The sequence below is a fragment of the Ramlibacter tataouinensis genome (genome assembly GCF_001580455.1).
GTDB classification, from domain to species: domain Bacteria; phylum Pseudomonadota; class Gammaproteobacteria; order Burkholderiales; family Burkholderiaceae_C; genus Ramlibacter; species Ramlibacter tataouinensis_B.
Genome location: NZ_CP010951.1, coordinates 1,057,212 through 1,075,466, shown reverse-complemented (window position 1 = coordinate 1,075,466; position 18,255 = coordinate 1,057,212). Strand labels below are relative to the sequence as shown.

Genomic DNA, 18,255 nt, shown 5'->3' with positions numbered 1-18,255 from the left:
TCGGAGCGGCCGTGCGGCTCATGGGGATTCCTCCGCCAGGCCGGTGAGCAGGCCCAGGAAGGCCTGCACTGCCAGCTGCATGTCGTCGGCCGTCGTGCTCTCCAGCGGGTTGTGGCTGATGCCCCCGTTCTGGCCGCGCACGAACAGCATGGCCTGCGGCATCACCTCGTGCAGCTTCATCGCGTCGTGGCCAGCGCCGCTGGGCATTCGGTGCAGCGGCACGCCCAGCGCCTGCACCGCCCGCTCCCAGCGCTGCTGCCAGGCGCGATCGCTGGGCGCGGCCGCGGCTCGCATGGTGGGCTCCACGGTGGCATGCACGCCCCGGCGGGCGCAGATCGCGTCCAGCTCGGCCAGCACCTCGGCCACCAGGGCGTCGCGCTGCGCATCGTTGGGCGCGCGCAGGTCCAGGCTGAAGCGGCAGCGGCCGGGGATCACGTTGATCGAGCCGCCCGGCACCTCCAGCATGCCGATGGTGCCGACCGAGTCGCCGTCGCGCGCCGCGCGTTGCTCGATGAACAGCGCCAGCTCCGCCACCGCCACCGCCGCATCGCGCCGCCGGTCCATGGGCGTGGTGCCGGCGTGGCTGGCCATGCCGGTGACTTCGCACTGATAGCGCACGCCGCCGTTGATTGAGGTGACGATCCCGAGCGGCAGGTCGATCTCGTTGAGGACCGGCCCCTGCTCGATGTGGACCTCCACGAAGCCGAGGTAGCGCGCCGGGTCGCGCCGCAGGGCCGCGATCGCCTCCAGCGTGGCAGGCAGGCCGGCTTCGTGCATGGCCTCGCGCATGGTCACGCCGCCGGCATCCTTCTGCTCCAGCCAGGCCGGATCGAACTGCCCGTTCAGCGCGCCCGAACCCAGGAAGGTGGCCTTGTAGCGCTGCCCCTCCTCCTCGGAGAAGGCGACCACCTCGATGCCGAAGGGCAGGCGCCGCTGGGTCCGCGCCAGCTCGCGCACGCAGGCCATGGGCGTGAAGATGCCCAGCCGTCCGTCGTAGCGTCCGCCGTTGCGCACGGTGTCGTAGTGCGAGCCGGTGAGCAGCAGCCGAGCGTCCTCGGTGCGCGCACGGTAGCGGCCGACCACGTTGCCCACGGCGTCGATGCCGACCTCGTCGAACCCGCAGTCCCGCATGTCCTGCGCGATGCGCGCGGCGGCGGCGCGGTGCGCCTCGGTGAGGTAGGTGACGGTGAGCTGGCCCTTTTCCCTGAAGCCGGGATCGCTGAACGCGGCCAGGGCTTCCTGCCAGTCCCACACCTGGTTGCCGAGCGCGGGCTCGGCGCCGAACCGGTCGTTCAGACGCAGCTCGGCGATGCGGTGCACGTTGCGCAAGCCTTCGGCCAGTTCCACGTCGACCGGGTTGTCCAGCCGCCGCTCGAAGGTGTCGATGATCTGCCGGCGCGTCAGCCCGGTGCCGCGCGGCCCGCGCACCGCCAGGATGAAGGGAAAGCCGAACTTCGCGTTGTAGCCGGCGTTGAGCCGCTGCAGTTGCGCGAACTCCTCGGGGCTGCAATCGGTCAGCCCTGCGCTGCGCTGCTCGCCGGTGGATTCGGCGGTCAGGGCCTTGTCCACCATCGCCTTGCCCGCGAGTTCGGGGTGCGCCCGCAGCAGTGCCAGTTGGGCCTCGCGCGCGGCCTCGGCCACCACGCGCGCCATCGCGTGCTTGAGATGGGCCAGCGATCGGAAGGGGCGCTGGCGCAGCGCGCCCTGGGCGATCCAGGGCGAATGCTCGTAGATACCCTCGAGCAGGCCTTCGGCCTCCTGGGGCGATGCGGTGTTGAGCGCTTCCAGCGTGGCGGCCATCTCAGTCCTCGAAGGGATGCACGGCCTTCCAGTGCCGCGCGATGTCGATGCGGCGGCAGATCCAGACCTGCTCATGCCGCTGCACATGGTCGAGGAAGCGCTGTAGGGCCACGATGCGGCCGGGGCGGCCGAGCAGGCGGCAGTGCATGCCCACGCTCATCATCTTCGGCACGCTGGCGCCCTCGGCGTACAGGGCGTCGAAGCTGTCGCGCAGGTAGGTGAAGAAATCCTCCGCCTGCGCATAGCCCTGCGGCAGCGCAAAGCGCATGTCGTTGGCGTCCAGCGTGTAGGGCACCACCAGGTGCGGCACCACGACGCCGTCGCTCTTCTTCACCTTCATCCAGAAGGGCAGGTCGTCGCCGTAGTAGTCGCTGTCGTAGTCGAAGCCCCCGTGGTCGGCCACGAGGCGCCGGGTGTTGGGGCTGTCGCGGCCGGTGTACCAGCCGCGCGGCCGGCTGCCCGTCAGCTGCTCGATGGCCTCGATCGCCAGGCGCATGTGTTCGCGCTCGGTGGCCTCGTCGACCTGCTGGTAAGAGATCCAGCGCCAGCCGTGGCTGGCGATCTCATGCCCCAGCTCCTTGAAGGCGGCCGCCACGTCCGGGTGGCGCTGCAGCGCCATGCCGACGCCGAACACGGTCAAAGGCAGCTTGCGGCGCTCGAACTCGCGCAGGATGCGCCACACGCCAGCGCGCGAGCCGTACTCGTAGATGCTTTCCATCGTCAGGTGACGCGCCGGAAAGCTGGGCGGGTTGAACATCTCCGACAGGAACTGCTCGGAGCCGGCATCGCCGTGCAGCACCGCGTTCTCGCCGCCTTCCTCGTAGTTCAGGACGAACTGCAGCGCGACCCGCGCCTGGCCCGGCCAGCTGGCCTGCGGGGGATTGCGTCCGTAGCCGGCCAGGTCACGCGGATAGGGCGCCGTGCTGTCGTAGCTGGTCATACACTTCCCTGTGTCACCAGGAAAGGATGGTACATGGGCCTGAGCACGCATGTCCTCGACACTATGCACGGTTGCCCGGCAGCCGGCATGGCGGTGGAGCTGTACTCGACCGACGCAGCGGGCGTCACGCTGATCAAGCGCTGCGTGCTCAATGCCGACGGGCGCAGCCCCGACGGGCCGCTGGTCGACACCGCGAGCCTCAGGAAGGGCGCCTACCGCCTGGTGTTCGACGTCGGGGCCTACTTCAGGTCACGCGGCGTGGCGCTGCCCGAGCCCAGCTTCCTGGACAAGGTGACCCTGGATTTCGGGGTGGCCCAGCCCGAACAGCACTACCACGTGCCGCTGCTGGTGAGCCCCTGGAGCTATTCGACGTACCGAGGCTCCTGACGGAGCCCCGGACTCAGACTCAGAGCTGGCCTTCGGTCAGCGTATCGAGCTGGAAGCGGCCGCTCTTGTGCCACAGCCAGGTGTCGGTGTAGACCACTTGGCCCATCTTGGCAGGGGCAGGGTAGGGCGCTGCGGCGCGCACGGTGCGCTCGATCTCGGCGATCACCTCCGGCGCGTGCTTGGGCGCGCGCATCCAGCTGATCCCCTTCACGTTTCCGCGTCCGTCGACCTCCACCTGCAGCACGCCGACCGCATAGAGCAGCGGCGGCATCTTGCCCTTGTAGATGCGGTCGCTGTTGGCGGCATAGAGGTGGGACGCCGCGTCCTTGCGATATTCCCGCGGGGTCGCGGCCTGCGACAGGTGCTTGGGCGCGGGCTCGACCGGGGCCGGCCGAGCCTGCGGTACGGGCGCAGGCGCAGGGGCGGGTGCCGGCGGCGGCGAAGAGCAGGCGGCCAACAGGGCGGCAATGGCGCCGGCGACGGCAAGGGGCGCGCGGCGGCGCATCGTGGAATGAAGCATCAGAATTCTCCTCGTCCGGCGCGCTCGCGCGTCGCGCCTGTTGGTGTTCCCTTCCTCTTGGAAGGTCACTTCATTCAACGCGATATTGCTGAGTTTGAATACGCCATTTGCTTTTCGCAAATCTTCTTGCGATTCGTCGCTGATCGCGCAACCATCGCATTCGCATACATGGAAACCCTCACCAGGCAACTGCTTTCACAGGGAGGCGTGCTCGTCACCGTCACGCGCACACAGGGTTCGGCCCCACGCGAGCCGGGCGCCTGGATGTGGGTCTTTTCCAACGATGTGGTGGGAACGGTCGGCGGGGGTCACCTGGAATTCGAAGCCATCGCCCATGCCCGCGCCCTGCTGGCCGGCACGCCCGGCGAAACGCAGCGCCGCTACACCCTGGGGCCCAGCCTGGGCCAGTGCTGCGGCGGTGCCATGGAATTGAGCTTCGAGCGCGTGGACCCCGCGGAAGCGCCGTCGGTGGCCTTGCGCCTGGCGCCCCGGCTGGCGCCGCTGGCCCTGTTCGGAGGCGGGCACGTGGGACGGGCGATCGTGCAGGCCCTGGCGCCGCTGCCCTACCGGGTGACCTGGATTGACAGCCGCGACGAGATCTTCCCGCCGCAGGTGCCGGCCAACATCGAGTGCGAGCATTCCGACCCGGTGCACGCGGCGGTGCGGCTGCTGCCGGCGCAATCGCGCGTGCTGGTCATGAGCTTCAGCCATGCCGAGGACCTGGACGTGGTGGCGGCCTGCCTGGCGCGCCTGCGCGAGCGGGACGACCTGCCCTATGTCGGTCTGATCGGCAGCCAGACCAAGTGGGCCACCTTCCGCCACCGCCTGGAGCAGCGCGGCTTCGCGCCGCAGGAGCTGGCGCGCATCATTTGCCCGATCGGCATCGCCGGAATCGGCGGCAAGCAACCGGCCGTGATCGCCGCCAGCGCGGTGGCGCAGATCCTGCAGCTCGCGCCGCCCTGACAATCGCTTCAAATACCGCCGCCGCACGATGGAAAACTACCTGCTGGATTGGGCCAACCTGCTCCTGCGCTGGGCGCATGTGATCACGGCGATCGCCTGGGTCGGCTCCTCGTTCTACTTCGTGTTCCTCGACTCCAGCCTGACGCCCCCGGTCGATGAAGACTTGAGGAAGCAGGGCGCGAGCGGCGAGTTGTGGGCGGTGCATGGCGGCGGCTTCTATCACCCGGTCAAGTTCGCCGTCTCGCCGCCGGCCTTGCCCGAGCGGCTGCACTGGTTCTTCTGGGAAAGCTACTCGACCTGGCTCACCGGCTTCGCCCTGTTCGCGATCTCCTACCTCTGGAGCGCCAACACCTACCTGATCGACCGGCAGCTGATGGACTGGTCGGCGCCGGCCGCCAGCGCCGCGGCGGTCGCCTTCTTGTTGGCGTTCTGGCTGCTGTACGACGGCGCCTGCCGCGTGTTCGGCGAGCGCGAGAGGGGCGATGCGATCGTGGGCGCGCTGGTGCTGGCACTGGTGTGCCTGGCGTCCTGGCTCGCCTGCCACCTGTTCGCCGGGCGCGCGGCCTTCCTGCTGGTCGGCGCGATGCTGGCCACGGCCATGAGCGCCAATGTGCTGTTCTGGATCATCCCCGGGCAGAAGAAGGTCGTGGCTGCGATCCGGGCCGGGCAGCCGGTCGATCCCATCCACGGCATTCGCGGCAAGCAGCGCAGCGTGCACAACACCTACTTCACGCTGCCGGTGCTGTTCGCGATGCTGAGCAACCACTACAGCTTCACCTGGGGGCACCGCTACAACTGGCTGGTGCTGGTGCTGATGATGCTGGCGGGCGCGGCGATCCGGCAGTTCTTCGTGCTGCGGCACGGCTACAAGCTGGGACGCAACCGCCATCCGCTGCCGTATGCGCTGGCCGGAGTCGTGCTGCTTGCGGGCGTTGCCGCCTGGCTGTCACCGCAGGGCGCGCCACAGGCCGGCCTCGCGCAGCAGCAGCCCGCCGACTACGCGCGCGTGCGCGCCGTGCTCGAGCAGCGCTGCTATGCCTGCCACGGCGCGCAAGTGCAGATGAAGAACGTGCGCCTCGATTCGGCACAGGCGCTCAAGCAGCACGCGCAGCAGGTCTACCAGCAGGCCGTGGTCGCCCGGACCATGCCGATCAACAACGCCACCGCCATCACCGAGGACGAGCGGGTGCTGATCGGGCGCTGGTTCGAAAGCGGCGCGAAAGTCGAGTAGGGGCCGGGTCAGCGCACCGTGGTGGCCGCGCCGCTGCCGCCGTTGCAGTCGGCCTTGCGCACCAGCCGGCTGCCGGTAGGCGCTTCCACATTGCGGCAGGCGTCGGCCTGCTGCGCCTGAGCTTGCGGCGCGCTCTCGGGCTTCGCGGAGTTGGAGGCACAGGCCGACAGCGCGAGCGCCGTCACGATCGCCGGAACAAGAATCTTCATGGGAGCTTCGCGTACTTCGTGTTGTGCTCCGCCACGGCTGTGACGGAAGCACGAGCGTCCACACCCGCGCTGGCGGCGCGGCGGGCGGTGCTGCGTTCAGAGCATCGCCGAAATGCGGTCGCGCGAATCGGTGGCCGCCGGCTGGCGCGCCTGTGCCGGCACCGGCACAGTCACAGTCACAGGCCCCTTGGGATTGCGGCTCTCGACCACGACCTGGCCGTTCACCTTGCCGTCCGTCAGGCGCTGCTCATGGACGGGTCGCTGGGGCGCGAAGGCCGACGCCAGGATTACCGCCGCAGCCGCCAGGCAAAGCCTCAACTTCCACACGTAGAGGGCGCGATTCATGGCGCGATTTTGGAGGTTGCGCGCAAGCGAAAACAGGGCCTCGAATCATCACAAGCCGCCGTCCTACAAATCGCGTGGCCTGCGAGCGACTCATCACGCGTCCAGTCCACAGCGGAAGCTGATCGCTTCGCGCTAGCAGTCGAGTGCGCGCCGCCAATGCCGAGCATTCACGAAGCGCGATGGGCCCACGAGGTGGTGCGACGCTCGAGCTGGTCGAACAGCGCATACATGATCATCGCCATCGCACCGATCACCACCAGCCCGGCGAACGCCAGTCCCATCTGCATGGCCGAGCCAGCCGACACCAGCAGGTAGCCGATGCCTTCGTTGGCCGCGGTCATCTCCGACACCGTCGTGCCCACGAAGGCCAGCGTGATCGCCACCTTCAGCGAAGCGTAGAAGTAGGGCAGCGAACGCGGCAGTCCGATCTTGCGCAGCACATCGGTCCGGGTCGCGCCCAGCACCCGCAGCACGTCTTCCAGTTCCGGCTCCAGCGTGGCCAGGCCGGTGGCCATGTTGACCATGATGGGGAAGAAGGAGATGAGGAAGGCGGTGAGGATCGCCGGCCCGGCGCCGATGCCGAACCACACGACCAGCAGGGGCACGAACGCGGCCTTGGGCAGCGCATTGAAGGCGGTCATGGCCGGGTAGATGGCCGCATAGGCGAGCCGCGAACTGCCCACCACCAGCCCGAGCAGCACGCCCACGACGATGGCCAGGGCGAACCCGGCCATGGTGACCCAGAAGGTGCGCCAGGCGTGCATGGCGATCGGGCCCTTGAATTCCCACAGCTGCTCGGCGATGCGCCAGGGGCTGGGGAAGATGAACTCCGACACCGACAGTGCCGAGCAGGCCAGCTGCCACAGCAGCACGATGGCCAGCACCAGCAGCCAGGGCGACCAACGTTCGAGGCGCGAGTTCATTCGACAACCTCCGCCCTGCGGGCTGCGGTGCCATGAGCCTTCGGAGCGGCCGGGCGGCTCATGTTGCCGCCTCCTGCGCCGGACGCGGCCGCGCCGCGCCGATGTGCGAGCGCAGGCTGTGCACGGCATCGACGAAGCCGGCGGTGTAGGTGGTTTCCAGGTCGCGCGGCCGGGGCAGCTCGATCTCGCTGCGCAGCACGATGCGGCCGGGGCTGGCGCTCATGACGTACACGGTGTCGGCCAGGAACACCGATTCGCGCAGGTCGTGAGTGACCAGGATCACGTTGAAGCGGCGCTGCTGCCACAGGTCGCGCAGGATGCACCACAGTTCCTCGCGGGTGAACGCGTCCAGCGCGCCGAAGGGCTCGTCCAGGAGAAGCAGCTTCGGCTCGTGGATCAGGGCGCGGCAGATGCTGGCGCGCTGCTGCATGCCGCCGGACAGCTGCCAGGGGTAGTTGCGCTCCTGGCCGCGCAGGCCGACGGCCGCCAGCAGCTCGATGGCGCGCGCCTCGTACTCGGCGCGGCGGCGCCGGAACTCGCTGCGGTAGGGCTCCACGATCTCCAGTGGCAGCAGCACGTTGTCCAGGGTGGTGCGCCAGGGCAGCAGGGAGGGCGCCTGGAACGCCATGCCGGAGATCTTCAGTGGGCCGTCCAGCACCTGGCCGTCCACCAGCACGCGTCCGCGCGTGGCGCGGCGGAGGCCGGTGGCGAGCTTCATGAAGGTGGACTTGCCGCAGCCGGAGGGCCCGACGATGGCGGCGAATTCGCCGCGGCGAAGGCGCAGGTCGATTGTCTCGACCGCGTACCTGCCCTGCGCCTGCAGTTCCTCGTTGTAGGCGAGCCAGACGTCCTGGAATTCGACGAAAGGGGCGTCCGCGTCGCGGCCGCTCATTTCTTCGGCGCGGGCAGCACGGCGGCCAATTCCTGCTTGCCTGGCAGGAAGGTGCCGTTCCACACGGCGTCGGGGTTGACGCGGGTCTTGGTCGAGAAGGCGTCGGAGACCTGCGAGGCCATCAGCGACAGGCGGCCGGGATTGACCTGGCCGAAGCCGTCGGTGCGCGCGTCCGGGCTGTTGATCACGGTGTCGATGGCCAGCTTCAGGCGCCGCGTCTCGAGCGCGGGGTTGATGATGCCGTCGCGCGCCTTGACGTCGCCGATCGCCGCGGCCGGGTCCGCCACCACCTCGCGCGCGCCGCGCGTGAAGGCCGACAGGAAGGCGCGCACCGCGTTCGGGTTCTCGCGCAGCAGCTTGGGCGAGGCGATGATCACGTTGCCGTAGAGCCGCACGCCGTGCTCCGAATAGGGCAGCACCACGATGTCCTCCGGCTTGACGCCGCGCGCTTCCAGGTTGAGCAGCGAAGTGAAGGTGAAGCCGGTGATCGCATCGACGTCGCCCCGGGCCAGCATGGTTTCGCGCAGCGGCGGGTCCATGGACGTCCAGTTGACGGCGCCGATGCCGGTGGCCTTCTGCAGGATGGGGAAGGCACGCCGGCCGGCGTCGAACACCGGCGCGCCCATGCGCTTGCCGGTCAGGTCGGCGGGCTTGCTGATGCCGGATTTCTTCAGCGCCATCACCGAGGCCGGCGTGTTGTTGTAGACCATCATCACCGCCACCGGCTTGTTGGGCGCGTCCGGGTTGTTGGCGTGGAACTCCATCAGCGCCGCGAGGTCGGCGAAGCCCATGTCATAGCTGCCGGAGGCCACGCGGGTGACGGTGCCGCCGGAGCCGTTGCCCGCGTCGATCGCCACATCCAGCCCGGCGGCCTTGAAGTAGCCCTTGGCCGCGGGGGTCAGGAACAGCGCCGCCGGGCCTTCGAAACGCCAGTCCAGCTGGAAGCGGATCGGGGTGGGGGTCTGCGCGCCGGCGATTCCGAATACGGAAGCGAGCAGTGCGGCGGCAGCGGTCTTGAGGGCGGCTCTCTTGTTCATGGATGGATTCCTCCTGGGGAAGGGGCTGGGACCCTTCGTTCGAGCAAGATTGATGCCGACACGGCCCAGCCCGAAGGGAATCTAGCCCCTCCACCTGCGCTTGTCGAAAGGGTTAGCCCGCACGCGCGGCCCGAACCTTGTCAGCGCGCAATCGCCGTGCCCAGCATCAGCAGCCCGGCGCCCAGCATCAGGCCGTCCATCAGCAGCCGGAAGCGCTCGGCGTCGATCCGCAGCACGAAGCGCTTGGCGATGAAGGCGCCGGCTACCAACGAGCTGCCGACGATCAGGCCTTCGGCGATGGTTTCCAGGGGCAGGGCGCCCAGGGTGCGGAAGGCCGCGGCCTTGGCCACGTACACCGCGATCGAGCTCATGGCTTCGGTGGCCAGGTAGGCGCCCTTGACCAGGCCATGCATCAGGAAGAAGGGCGTGTTGAGTGGGCCGGTGCTCACGACGATGCCGGTGATGAAGCCGATCACCGCGCCGACCAGCGCGAGCTGGGCGCGCGAGAGGCGCCAGTTCTGGCGCAACATCCAGCGGCGCAGCGGGATCATGGCGATGAAGAAGGCGCCCAGCAACGCTTCGACGATGTCGGTGGGGAGTGCGAGCAGGGTCCGCGCGCCGAGGGCGGCGGCCGGCATGGCGGCGGCGGAATAGGCGGCGGTGGCGCGCCAATCGACCTCGCGCCACCAGGCGGCGGCCCGCGAGGCGTTGGCCATGATCGAGGCGATGGCCATGATGGGCACGGCCTGCCGCGGGCCGAACACCAGCACCAGCGCGGGCATCAGCATGATCGAGGTGCCGAAACCCACGATGCCGCCCACGGTGCCCGCCACCAGGCCCAGGATCAGGACGAGGGCGTAGTCCAAGTGAAAGAGTCGGCAGGCATGGAAGGTCCATTATCCGTGCGCACTGCTGAGGTAGCATCGCGCGCCATGCACGACACCCGACTTACCCGCCGCGCGCTGAACGCCGGACTGGCCACCAGCCTGGTCCTCGGCCCCGCGCTCGGCCGCGCCGCCACGGCGGTGGCCGACTCCGAGGCCGCCCGCCGCCTGGCCTTGCTGGCCGATCGCTACTACGAGGAGACGCAGGCCCTGTTTCCGCTGGATGCGACCGAGAACACCGGCAACCCGAAGTACGAGGCCGCGCTCGAGATCGAGATCGCGCCCGCGCACCTCGCGCGCCAGCGCCGCCTCTACGAACGCACCACCCGCCAGCTGGCCGCCATCCCGCGCGAGCCGCTCGATGCCGACAGCCGGCTGACCCATGAGCTGCTGGCTTATGAGCTGGCCGACCGGCGGCGCGGCCTGGACTACCCGTGGCACCTGCTGCCGCTGAACCACATGGACAGCGTGCCGGTGAAGTTGTCGCAGTGGGCGGCCGGCGATGCGGCGCAGCCGATGACGACGGTGGCGCACTACGAGCACTTCCTGGCCCGCCTCAAGAAGCTGCCGGCCTGGGTCGACCAGGCCATCGCCAACATGAAGCAGGGCATCGCGCAGCAGGTCACGCTGCCGCGCCCGCTGGTCGAGCGCACCCTGCCGCAACTCGACGCGCTGCTGCCGGCCGATCCGGCGCAAAGCCCCTACCTCGCCGGCACGCGCAAATTTCCCGCGGCGATCGGCGAAGCGGACCGGCGCCGCATCGCGGCCAGGTACCAGGCGGTCGTCCAGGGCTCGGTGACGCCGGCCGTGGCGCGGCTGCGCAAGTTCATGGCCGAGACCTACCTGCCGGCGGCGCGCACCACGGCGGGCCTGGGCGATGTGCCGGGCGGGCGCGACTGGTACCGGATGCTGGTGGCCTCCCGCACGACCACGCGCATGACGCCTCACGAGATCCACGAGCTGGGCCTGAAGGAGGTGGCGCGCATCCGCGGCGAGATGGATCAGCTCAAGTCGAAGTTCAGCTTCAACGGCAGTGTCGATGAGTTCATTGCATCGATCAACAGCCGCCCCGAGCTGTATCCCTTCAAGAGCGAAGAAGAGGTCCTGGCCGCCTATCGTGCGATCGACGCGCGCGTGCGCCCCGGGCTGCCGCGCCTGTTCGAGCGTGCGCCGAAAGCGGCGCTGGAGATCAAGCCGGTGGAGCCCATCCGCCGCGCCACCGCCTCCGACCACTATGTGCCGCCGGCGGCGGACGGCTCGCGGCCCGGCGTGTTCTACGTCGTGGTGGATGACCCGGCCAAATACCGCAGCGCCACCATGACGGCGCTGTTCCTGCACGAGGGCCAGCCCGGCCACCACTACCAGATCGCCCTGCAGCGGGAAATGGCCCGCACCCGCTACCGGCAGAACACCTACTACGACGCCTACGGCGAGGGCTGGGCGCTGTACGCCGAAAGCCTGGGCGGCGAACTGGGCGTGTACGACGACCCTGTGGCCTACCTGGGGCGCCTGTTCGCGGAATTGCACCGCGCCTTGCGGTTGGTGGTGGACACCGGACTGCACGACAAGGGCTGGTCGCGCGAGCAGACCATCGCCTTTCTGCGCGAGAAGGAAGGATCGACAGCGCGGGCCGCGCAGCGCGCCACCGAGCGCTACATGGCCTGGCCGGGCCAGGCGCTGGCCTACAAGGTCGGCGAACTCAAGATCCTCGCGCTGCGCGAGCGCGCCCGCCAGGCCCTCGGGCCGCGCTTCGACATCCGCCGGTTCCACACCCAGGTGCTGGGCGAGGGCAGCATGCCGCTGTCGATGCTGGAGGCCAAGGTCGAGCGCTGGATCGCAGCGGTGCAGCGCTGAAGCGGCAAAATGACAGGATGATTTCCGATCCGCGCGGTTTCCTGGAACAGCTCTTTCGCGCCGCCGTCGAGCGTGCGCTGCCCTTGCAGAACATGCAGGCGCACCTGCCGCCGCCGCCGCGCGGGCGCACGGTCGTGCTCGGCGCCGGCAAGGCGGGCGCGTCCATGGCGCACGCGCTGGAGGCCTTGTGGCCGGCCGCCGCGCCGCTGTTCGGGCTGGTGGTCACCCGCTATGGCCACACGCCGCCGCGGCCGCCCGGCCTGAGCCCGCGCATCGAGATCGTCGAAGCTTCCCATCCTGTGCCCGATGCCGCCGGCCTGCAGGCGGCGCAGCGCATCCTGGCGCTGGCGCAGGGACTCACCTCGGATGACCTGGTGCTGTGCCTGATCTCCGGCGGCGGCTCGGCGCTGCTGACCTTGCCGGCCGAGGGCCTGGCGCTGGAAGACAAGCAGCGCATCAATCGCCAGTTGCTCGAGTCCGGCGCGAACATCGGCGAGATGAACTGCGTGCGCAAGCACCTCTCGCGCATCAAGGGCGGCCGGCTGGCTGCCGCCTGCGCGCCGGCCCAGGTCGTGACGCTGGCGATCAGCGACGTGCCGGGCGACGACCCGTCCGTCATCGCCAGCGGTCCCACGGTGCCCGATGCCTCCACCTGCGCCGACGCGGTGGCCATCCTGCAGCGCTACCGCATCGAGGTGCCGGGCGCGCTCATGAGCCTGCTGGAGCAGGGCGCGCTGGAAACGCCCAAGCCCGGCGACCCGCTGTTCGACGGCCAGGTCGTGCGCCTGATCGCCACGCCGCGCGAGTCGCTGGAAGCGGCGGCCCGGCTGGCCCAGGCGCATGGCTTGGCAGCCCACATCCTCAGCGACGAGATGGAAGGCGAGTCGCGCGAGGTCGGAAAGGTGCATGCGGCGCTGGCGCGCGCCGTCGCGCGCAGCGGCGAGCCCTTCCGCAAGCCCTGCGTGATCCTCTCGGGCGGCGAGACCACCGTGACCGTGCGCACGCCGCCGGTCGGCATGGCGCGCGGCCGGGGCGGGCGGGCCGGCGAGTTCTGCCTGGGTCTGGCGCAGGCGCTGCAGGGCGAGCCCGGCGTCTGGGGTCTGGCGGCCGACACCGACGGCATCGACGGCATGGAAGAGAACGCGGGGGCTTTCGTCACGCCGGACACGCTGGCGCGCGCCATGGCGCAGGGCCTGAAGGTCGACCAGCACCTTGCGCGCAACGACGCCTACGGCTACTACAGCGCGCTGGGCGACCTGCTGGTCACCGGGCCGACGAACACCAACGTCAACGACTTCCGGGCGCTGCTGGTGCTGTAGATGCACCCGGGTCCCGACCGCGTCCGGACCAGGGGCCGAATCGCGATCGGGAAGCTCAGCCGATCCGCAAAGTCCTACAGATTGTGACGGGCGCCGGCTGACGTGCTGCTGAGCCAGCGCCCGGCAGACTGGAGGTCATGGGAAAGCTCTTCCGTGACCTGTTGGCTGCCGCACTGTGCGTGTGCGCAATGGCCGGCGCGCACGCGCAGACGCAAGCAGCGGCACCCGCGCAGGCGGCTGGGGGAAAGCAGGAGGCCGCCTCCGCCCCCGTCACAAAGGTCAAGCGCGAGCAGGTGACACCGCGCCCGCAGGACCGTTCCATGCGTCCGCAAGTGGGCAAGGCTTCGATCTACCACCACATGTTCGCCAACCGCAAGATGGCCAACGGCAGGCCCATGGACCTCAACGGCGACAATGCCGCCAGCAAGACGCTGCCACTGGGCACCAAGGCGGTGGTGACGAACCTGGAGACCGGCAAGAGCGCCGTGGTGACCATCGAGGACCGCGGTCCTTACATCGAAGGCCGCATCGTCGACCTTTCGCCGGCCACGGCCGAGAAGATCGGGCTGGAAATGAAGCAGGGCATCGCGCAGGTGGAGGTGCGGCCGATCGAAATCCCGCCGCTTGCAGGGACCCCGACAGGCGCGGCCCCGGCGGCCGAGACCCAGACGGCTTCGAATTGGCCACGCAACTACGCCGCCAGCGACCCCTGGGCCGAGCATTTCACTTCGGCAGACGCGACGAGCGAATAGCGCCCACGCGTTCGGATCCTCCAAACCCCGATTCACGCCCGGATTTCGCGGCTTCGTCGCATCGACTTGCCGCCGAGCAGGGTGCAGCCCAGACTCTGCACGGGCAGGTCGGCCACGTCCCTCTTCTCCCGCGTGGGGCCCGCCGCCAGGAGAGGACCGTATGCAGCGCTTTCCCACCCTGCCTTTCGCCTTGGCCGCCGCTGCCCTTGCCAGCGGTGGCTTCCTGGCCGCATGCGGCGGCAATGACGGAGACCTTCCCGTGCTGCCCGTGGAGCTCAAGGTCACGGGACACAATGCCGTGTCGTACTGGAACGAGGTCGCCGGGGTGGCCGCCAACGGCGCGCCAGTCGCCACCGGGACGCCGGAAGAGCGGCTGCCGAACTATGCGATCGACATGGCGACGCTGAACCTGGCGATCTATGACGCGGTGATGGCCATCGTCCAGACGCACCGGCCGTACGCCGTCACGCCCACCGCACCGGCCACGGGGGCCTCGCAGGACGCCGCGGTGGCCGCGGCGGCTTATGGCGTGCTCAAGGGACTGTTTCCGAACCGGAGCGCCACCTATCAGGCAGCGTATGACGCCTACGTCGCGGGACTGCCCGACGGCGAGGCAAAAACGCGCGGTCTCGCGCTCGGTGCCGAGGCCGCGGCCGGCTTGCTGGCCCTGCGCGCCAACGACGGGCGCACGGTGGCGCTGGCCCCCTTCGTGCCCGGCACGCAGCCGGGCGAGTTCCGCGGCATCAACCCGGTCGGGCGGAACAATCCGTTCATCAAGCCTTTTTCCATGACCTCGGCCTCTCAGTTCCGGACGCCCGGCCCGCCGGCGCTCAGCAGCACCGCCTACGCCGCCGACCTGAACGAGACCAAGGCCCTGGGTTCGGCCACCAGCACCACCCGGACGGCGGCGCAAACTGAACTGGCGCGCTTCGCCACCGAGAACCCGGGCATCTACTGGGTCCGCAACGTCCGGGCCTTTGCGATGACCAGCGCGGGCGTCGCGAGCCAGGCGCGCCTGATGGCGCTGGTGTGGACGTCGCAGGCCGATGCCAGCATCGCCTGTTTCGAATCGAAGTACCACTATGGGCGGTGGCGTCCGACCAGCGCGATCACGCTGGCGGATACGGACGGCAACGATGCCACGGTCGCCGATCCGGGGTGGACGCCGGTGGTGCCGACGCCCAACCACCCCGAGTACCCGGCTGCGCATGGCTGCATCACGGGGACGACCATGCAGGCGCTGCGGAATTTCCATGGAACTTCGCAGATCAGCTTCAGCGTGGACAGCACCGTGACGAACACCACGCGAACCTACACGAGCACCGATGCCCTGACCGACGACATGACCACGGCGCGAATCGCCGGCGGCATGCACTTCCGGACCTCGTCCGAGCACGGGGCCGCGCTGGGCAGGAACGTGGCCGACTGGGTGGCCGCGCGCCACTTCCAGCCCAGGTGACCAGGGCCCGCCCTACATCTGCCTGAACAGGTGGGTGTGCGCCGTGCTGACCGGCAGCAGGTCGGTGCGCGCCTTCAGCCTGACGAAAACGCGTCCCCTGAAGTCTCGCGTCACGCCCGCCACTGCATTGGCGTTGACGATGGTGGAGCGGTGGATGCTCCAGAAGCAGGCCGGATCGAGCCCATCCTGCAGCTCCTTCAGCGGCATCCTGATCAGCGACTCTTCCGTTGCCGTGACGACCACGGTGTACTTGGTGTCGGCCCGGAAATACAGGATGTCGTCGACCGTGATCAAGCGCACTTCCTGGCCGCGCGTCGCGTTGATCCGGCGCAGGTACCTGCGCCCGGCTTCCTCCGGCTTCTCCGCAGGTCGTGCCTGGCGGGCCGGCGGCCCGGGACAGCGCTTGCCCGTGGGCCTGCGCGCCGCATTCGGTGCTGGCTGGACACCGGCCTGGCCCGGCCCGCCCGTGCTGCCTGCGGGGCGAGGGCCCAGCTCGCCAAGCAGCCCCGCATGCCGGCGGGCCAACTCAGCTGCGGCCGCCAGTGGGTGGGCGCCCGCACGGGTGCCCGGGACCGCTGCATGCAGAAAAGCGGCGAGGCGATCGAGCAGGCGATCCGCGCCTGCCGCATCCCTCGCGCACCGCGCCCGCGCCTCCAGCACCGCGCGCAGCAGCAGCGCGGGATCGACGTGACCCGGCGCGCTCACCTGGAGCGCGGTCTCGTGGCTGTCGATCGATCGCGATGCGGCATGCGCCTGCGATCGGGCTGGCGCCCGAGGCTCCACGGGGACGCGAGGCAATTCGGAAAGCGTGAAGGCCGCGGCCGCCTTGCGGGTCCGCTGAGCCGTGTGCCAGAGCACATCGGCAGCCACCAGCGCCAGGCCAATCGCCGAAGCGACGACCACGTGCTCCTTCAGCACCTCCACCCAGCGCAGCAAGACCTGGTCCCACGGCGAGTGGCTCCAGGCGAAGGGCTGGAACAGGAACTGCGTGGAAAGGAGGGCGCCGGCCAGGACGCTGCAGCAGAGAACCGCGAGCCGCCGGGAACCGCGCGGTCCCATCTTGGCCAGGGCAGCGCGGACAGAGGGCCGGACAGGAAACATGACTGGCATGGGTCCTCCTGGGGTGGCGGCGGCTACAGCTGCAGATGCAGCAGCTACGAGTCAGTGTGAGGGCGAGGCGTCGACGGGTCAAGCGGCATGCGATCGACATGAGGACTCGTGACCGGCGACGCGCTGGCCGATGCAAGTTGCCTGCCGCCGAAGAGCTGAAGGCCATGTGGGCCACGAGCCTTGCGCGCGTTCGTCAGCCTTCAGTGCGAGCTGCGATAGCGAACGCGGCAGCCTCCTACGCGCTTGCGCTGTGGCCGCTGACGCCCGGCACCGGACTGACTCTGCTGTGATGCGGGGATGCCCACCCGTCCCAGCATTCCCGAAGGCGCGTTGGCCGCAACCCGGTTCCTGGCCTCACCGCCGCGGCGCCGCTGGTCGGACGGTCCGCAATACCCCTGGTCTCCCGCGACCGAAGACGAGTGGTCGCTGGTCGCGCACTGGCCGGCCCTGGCCGGGGTGCTGTGCGAAGAGGTGGCCCGGGGATCCAGCGAAGCGATGCGCGAGCTTGACCGCCTGTGCGCGCAGGACCGGATGAGCCGCACCGACGCCGCCAGCATCCGCCGTTCGCTGGTCGCCATGCGGGCCACCGGCCTGGCGATGCAGCAGATCGTGCGCCTGGGATCGGGGCGCTGGCGGGCGTCGCCGGACCGGGTCGACCTGTCGGGCGTGATTCGCGCGGCGCTGCGCGAGCGTCAGCGCGACCTGGCGCAGGCCGGCATCGAAGTGGGCCTGGACCTGCACGGCGCGCAGGTGTGGATCGACGTGGCGGTGGCCGCGGCGCTGATTGGCGCCGCCATCGACTGGGCCCTGAGCTTCAGCACCAAGCTGTGGATCAAGGTCGACGCGGCGCCCACGCGCATCGTGGTGCGCGCATCGCTGCCCGGCGGCAGTGAGGGCGAGAGGCGCCGCAACCGCCGCATGAACGACAACCTGCAATGGGTGCTGTTGCGCCAACTCGCGGCATGCGCCCGGGTGGCCGTCAGCCGCTCTTCTTCGGCGGCCACCGAGTCGGCGGTGATCGAGTTCCCGGCGAGCATCACGCTCGACGGGCGGCGCGTCGGCTAGCCAGCACGGCGAGCACTGCGCCGACAACGGGCTTCCGGATCAGCGCGACTGCGCCTGCGGATCGCCGGTGAAGCGCTCGCGGAACCAGCGCTTGAGCATCTGCTTTTCGTAGAACAGCGGCTCGGACTCACGGTATCGCTGGATCTTGCCGTGGATGTAGTCGAGGTCGGACACCCATTCCTCGCCACTGGACAACTGCCGGCCATCGGCCTCGAGCACGTAGCGCAGGTTGATGCGGGGCCAGTCCGCGCCGCCGCGCAGCGTGCGCAGGCGTGTGCCAGTGCGCACCGGTTCGCGCGTGTTGCCGGCCAGGTCCACGTCCAGCACCTCGATGCGCAGGGTCTGGTTGGCCGGCAGCAGATCGCGCCCGAGGTCCTGCATGTAGCGCGCCAGGGCCTTGAGGTTGTCCTGCGCGTCCCAGGGCGAGTTGCCCACGTCGTCGAACTGCGACGGGTTCACATAAGTGACCTGGACGGTGCCCGCGAAGGCGCCGGCGGCACTGGCCGCGATCGAGGCGAGGGCTAGCGCGCGCAGGATGCTCTTCATTTCGGTGCTCCCGGGATTG

19 protein-coding genes are annotated in these 18,255 nt (G+C 69.7%); 8 read left to right on the top strand and 11 right to left on the bottom strand.

Annotated features, from left to right (window positions below):
- Nucleotides 1–18 precede the first annotated feature (18 nt).
- The gene (uraD, locus tag UC35_RS05225; RefSeq protein WP_061496864.1) at nucleotides 19–1,800 is read right to left on the bottom strand and encodes a 2-oxo-4-hydroxy-4-carboxy-5-ureidoimidazoline decarboxylase; all 1,782 of its coding nucleotides are present in this window, start codon (nucleotides 1,798–1,800) and stop codon (nucleotides 19–21) included.
- A 1-nt stretch (nucleotide 1,801) separates the two neighbouring features.
- Complete coding sequence (gene puuE / locus UC35_RS05220; RefSeq protein ID WP_061496862.1) at nucleotides 1,802–2,740, bottom strand: allantoinase PuuE; 939 nt, start codon at nucleotides 2,738–2,740, stop codon at nucleotides 1,802–1,804.
- 33 nt (nucleotides 2,741–2,773) lie between these two features.
- Between puuE and uraH the strand changes: the two genes are divergently transcribed.
- Complete coding sequence (gene uraH / locus UC35_RS05215) at nucleotides 2,774–3,127, top strand: hydroxyisourate hydrolase (RefSeq protein ID WP_061496860.1); 354 nt, start codon at nucleotides 2,774–2,776, stop codon at nucleotides 3,125–3,127.
- Nucleotides 3,128–3,146: 19 nt separating this feature from the next.
- Here uraH and UC35_RS05210 read toward each other — a convergent pair whose 3' ends face one another.
- Nucleotides 3,147–3,647, bottom strand: a complete 501-nt coding sequence (locus UC35_RS05210) for a hypothetical protein (protein WP_145979338.1) — start codon at nucleotides 3,645–3,647, stop codon at nucleotides 3,147–3,149.
- A gap of 168 nt (nucleotides 3,648–3,815) precedes the next feature.
- Here UC35_RS05210 and xdhC point away from each other — a divergent pair, with 168 nt between their 5' ends.
- Both xdhC and UC35_RS05200 read left to right on the top strand, forming a co-directional pair.
- Entirely contained in the window at nucleotides 3,816–4,610 is a 795-nt protein-coding gene (gene xdhC / locus UC35_RS05205) for a xanthine dehydrogenase accessory protein XdhC (protein WP_061496858.1), read from the top strand.
- Between the two features lie 28 nt (nucleotides 4,611–4,638).
- The gene (locus UC35_RS05200; protein WP_061496856.1) at nucleotides 4,639–5,841 is read left to right on the top strand and encodes a urate hydroxylase PuuD; all 1,203 of its coding nucleotides are present in this window, start codon (nucleotides 4,639–4,641) and stop codon (nucleotides 5,839–5,841) included.
- Between the two features lie 8 nt (nucleotides 5,842–5,849).
- On the opposite strand, the gene UC35_RS05195 is transcribed toward UC35_RS05200, so the two are convergent.
- From UC35_RS05195 to UC35_RS05170, 6 genes are all read right to left on the bottom strand, one after another.
- Nucleotides 5,850–6,050 (bottom strand): hypothetical protein, encoded by a 201-nt coding sequence (locus UC35_RS05195; RefSeq protein WP_061496854.1) that lies wholly within the window; start codon nucleotides 6,048–6,050, stop codon nucleotides 5,850–5,852.
- 96 nt (nucleotides 6,051–6,146) lie between these two features.
- Nucleotides 6,147–6,395 carry a hypothetical protein gene (locus UC35_RS05190; protein ID WP_061496852.1) on the bottom strand — a complete coding sequence of 83 codons (249 nt, stop codon included), beginning with the start codon at nucleotides 6,393–6,395 and terminating at the stop codon, nucleotides 6,147–6,149.
- Nucleotides 6,396–6,562: 167 nt separating this feature from the next.
- On the bottom strand, nucleotides 6,563–7,318 hold the full coding sequence (locus tag UC35_RS05185) for an ABC transporter permease (RefSeq protein ID WP_061496851.1): 756 nt from the start codon (nucleotides 7,316–7,318) through the stop codon (nucleotides 6,563–6,565).
- Between the two features lie 58 nt (nucleotides 7,319–7,376).
- Nucleotides 7,377–8,210: an ABC transporter ATP-binding protein gene (locus UC35_RS05180; protein WP_061496849.1), complete on the bottom strand. Its 834-nt coding sequence runs from the start codon at nucleotides 8,208–8,210 to the stop codon at nucleotides 7,377–7,379.
- Nucleotides 8,207–9,247 carry an ABC transporter substrate-binding protein gene (locus tag UC35_RS05175; protein WP_061496847.1) on the bottom strand — a complete coding sequence of 347 codons (1,041 nt, stop codon included), beginning with the start codon at nucleotides 9,245–9,247 and terminating at the stop codon, nucleotides 8,207–8,209. Before UC35_RS05175 ends, UC35_RS05180 begins: the two co-directional genes overlap by 4 nt.
- A 140-nt stretch (nucleotides 9,248–9,387) precedes the next feature.
- Nucleotides 9,388–10,113 (bottom strand): sulfite exporter TauE/SafE family protein, encoded by a 726-nt coding sequence (locus UC35_RS05170; protein WP_061496845.1) that lies wholly within the window; start codon nucleotides 10,111–10,113, stop codon nucleotides 9,388–9,390.
- Between the two features lie 66 nt (nucleotides 10,114–10,179).
- Here UC35_RS05170 and UC35_RS05165 point away from each other — a divergent pair, with 66 nt between their 5' ends.
- The 4 genes from UC35_RS05165 (at nucleotide 10,180) to UC35_RS05150 (ending at nucleotide 15,515) form a co-directional block, all read left to right on the top strand.
- On the top strand, nucleotides 10,180–11,985 hold the full coding sequence (locus UC35_RS05165) for a DUF885 domain-containing protein (protein ID WP_061496843.1): 1,806 nt from the start codon (nucleotides 10,180–10,182) through the stop codon (nucleotides 11,983–11,985).
- A 17-nt stretch (nucleotides 11,986–12,002) separates the two neighbouring features.
- Nucleotides 12,003–13,304: a glycerate kinase gene (locus tag UC35_RS05160; RefSeq protein ID WP_061496842.1), complete on the top strand. Its 1,302-nt coding sequence runs from the start codon at nucleotides 12,003–12,005 to the stop codon at nucleotides 13,302–13,304.
- A gap of 137 nt (nucleotides 13,305–13,441) precedes the next feature.
- Nucleotides 13,442–14,056 carry a septal ring lytic transglycosylase RlpA family protein gene (locus tag UC35_RS05155; RefSeq protein ID WP_227820452.1) on the top strand — a complete coding sequence of 205 codons (615 nt, stop codon included), beginning with the start codon at nucleotides 13,442–13,444 and terminating at the stop codon, nucleotides 14,054–14,056.
- Nucleotides 14,057–14,216: 160 nt separating this feature from the next.
- Nucleotides 14,217–15,515 carry a vanadium-dependent haloperoxidase gene (locus tag UC35_RS05150; RefSeq protein WP_061496840.1) on the top strand — a complete coding sequence of 433 codons (1,299 nt, stop codon included), beginning with the start codon at nucleotides 14,217–14,219 and terminating at the stop codon, nucleotides 15,513–15,515.
- 12 nt (nucleotides 15,516–15,527) lie between these two features.
- On the opposite strand, the gene UC35_RS05145 is transcribed toward UC35_RS05150, so the two are convergent.
- Nucleotides 15,528–16,574, bottom strand: a complete 1,047-nt coding sequence (locus UC35_RS05145) for a LytR/AlgR family response regulator transcription factor (protein WP_158513862.1) — start codon at nucleotides 16,572–16,574, stop codon at nucleotides 15,528–15,530.
- Nucleotides 16,575–16,922: 348 nt separating this feature from the next.
- Here UC35_RS05145 and UC35_RS05140 point away from each other — a divergent pair, with 348 nt between their 5' ends.
- Nucleotides 16,923–17,690, top strand: a complete 768-nt coding sequence (locus tag UC35_RS05140; RefSeq protein ID WP_145979335.1) for a hypothetical protein — start codon at nucleotides 16,923–16,925, stop codon at nucleotides 17,688–17,690.
- Between the two features lie 39 nt (nucleotides 17,691–17,729).
- On the opposite strand, the gene UC35_RS05135 is transcribed toward UC35_RS05140, so the two are convergent.
- Complete coding sequence (locus tag UC35_RS05135) at nucleotides 17,730–18,236, bottom strand: DUF3016 domain-containing protein (RefSeq protein WP_061496834.1); 507 nt, start codon at nucleotides 18,234–18,236, stop codon at nucleotides 17,730–17,732.
- Nucleotides 18,237–18,255 lie beyond the last annotated feature (19 nt).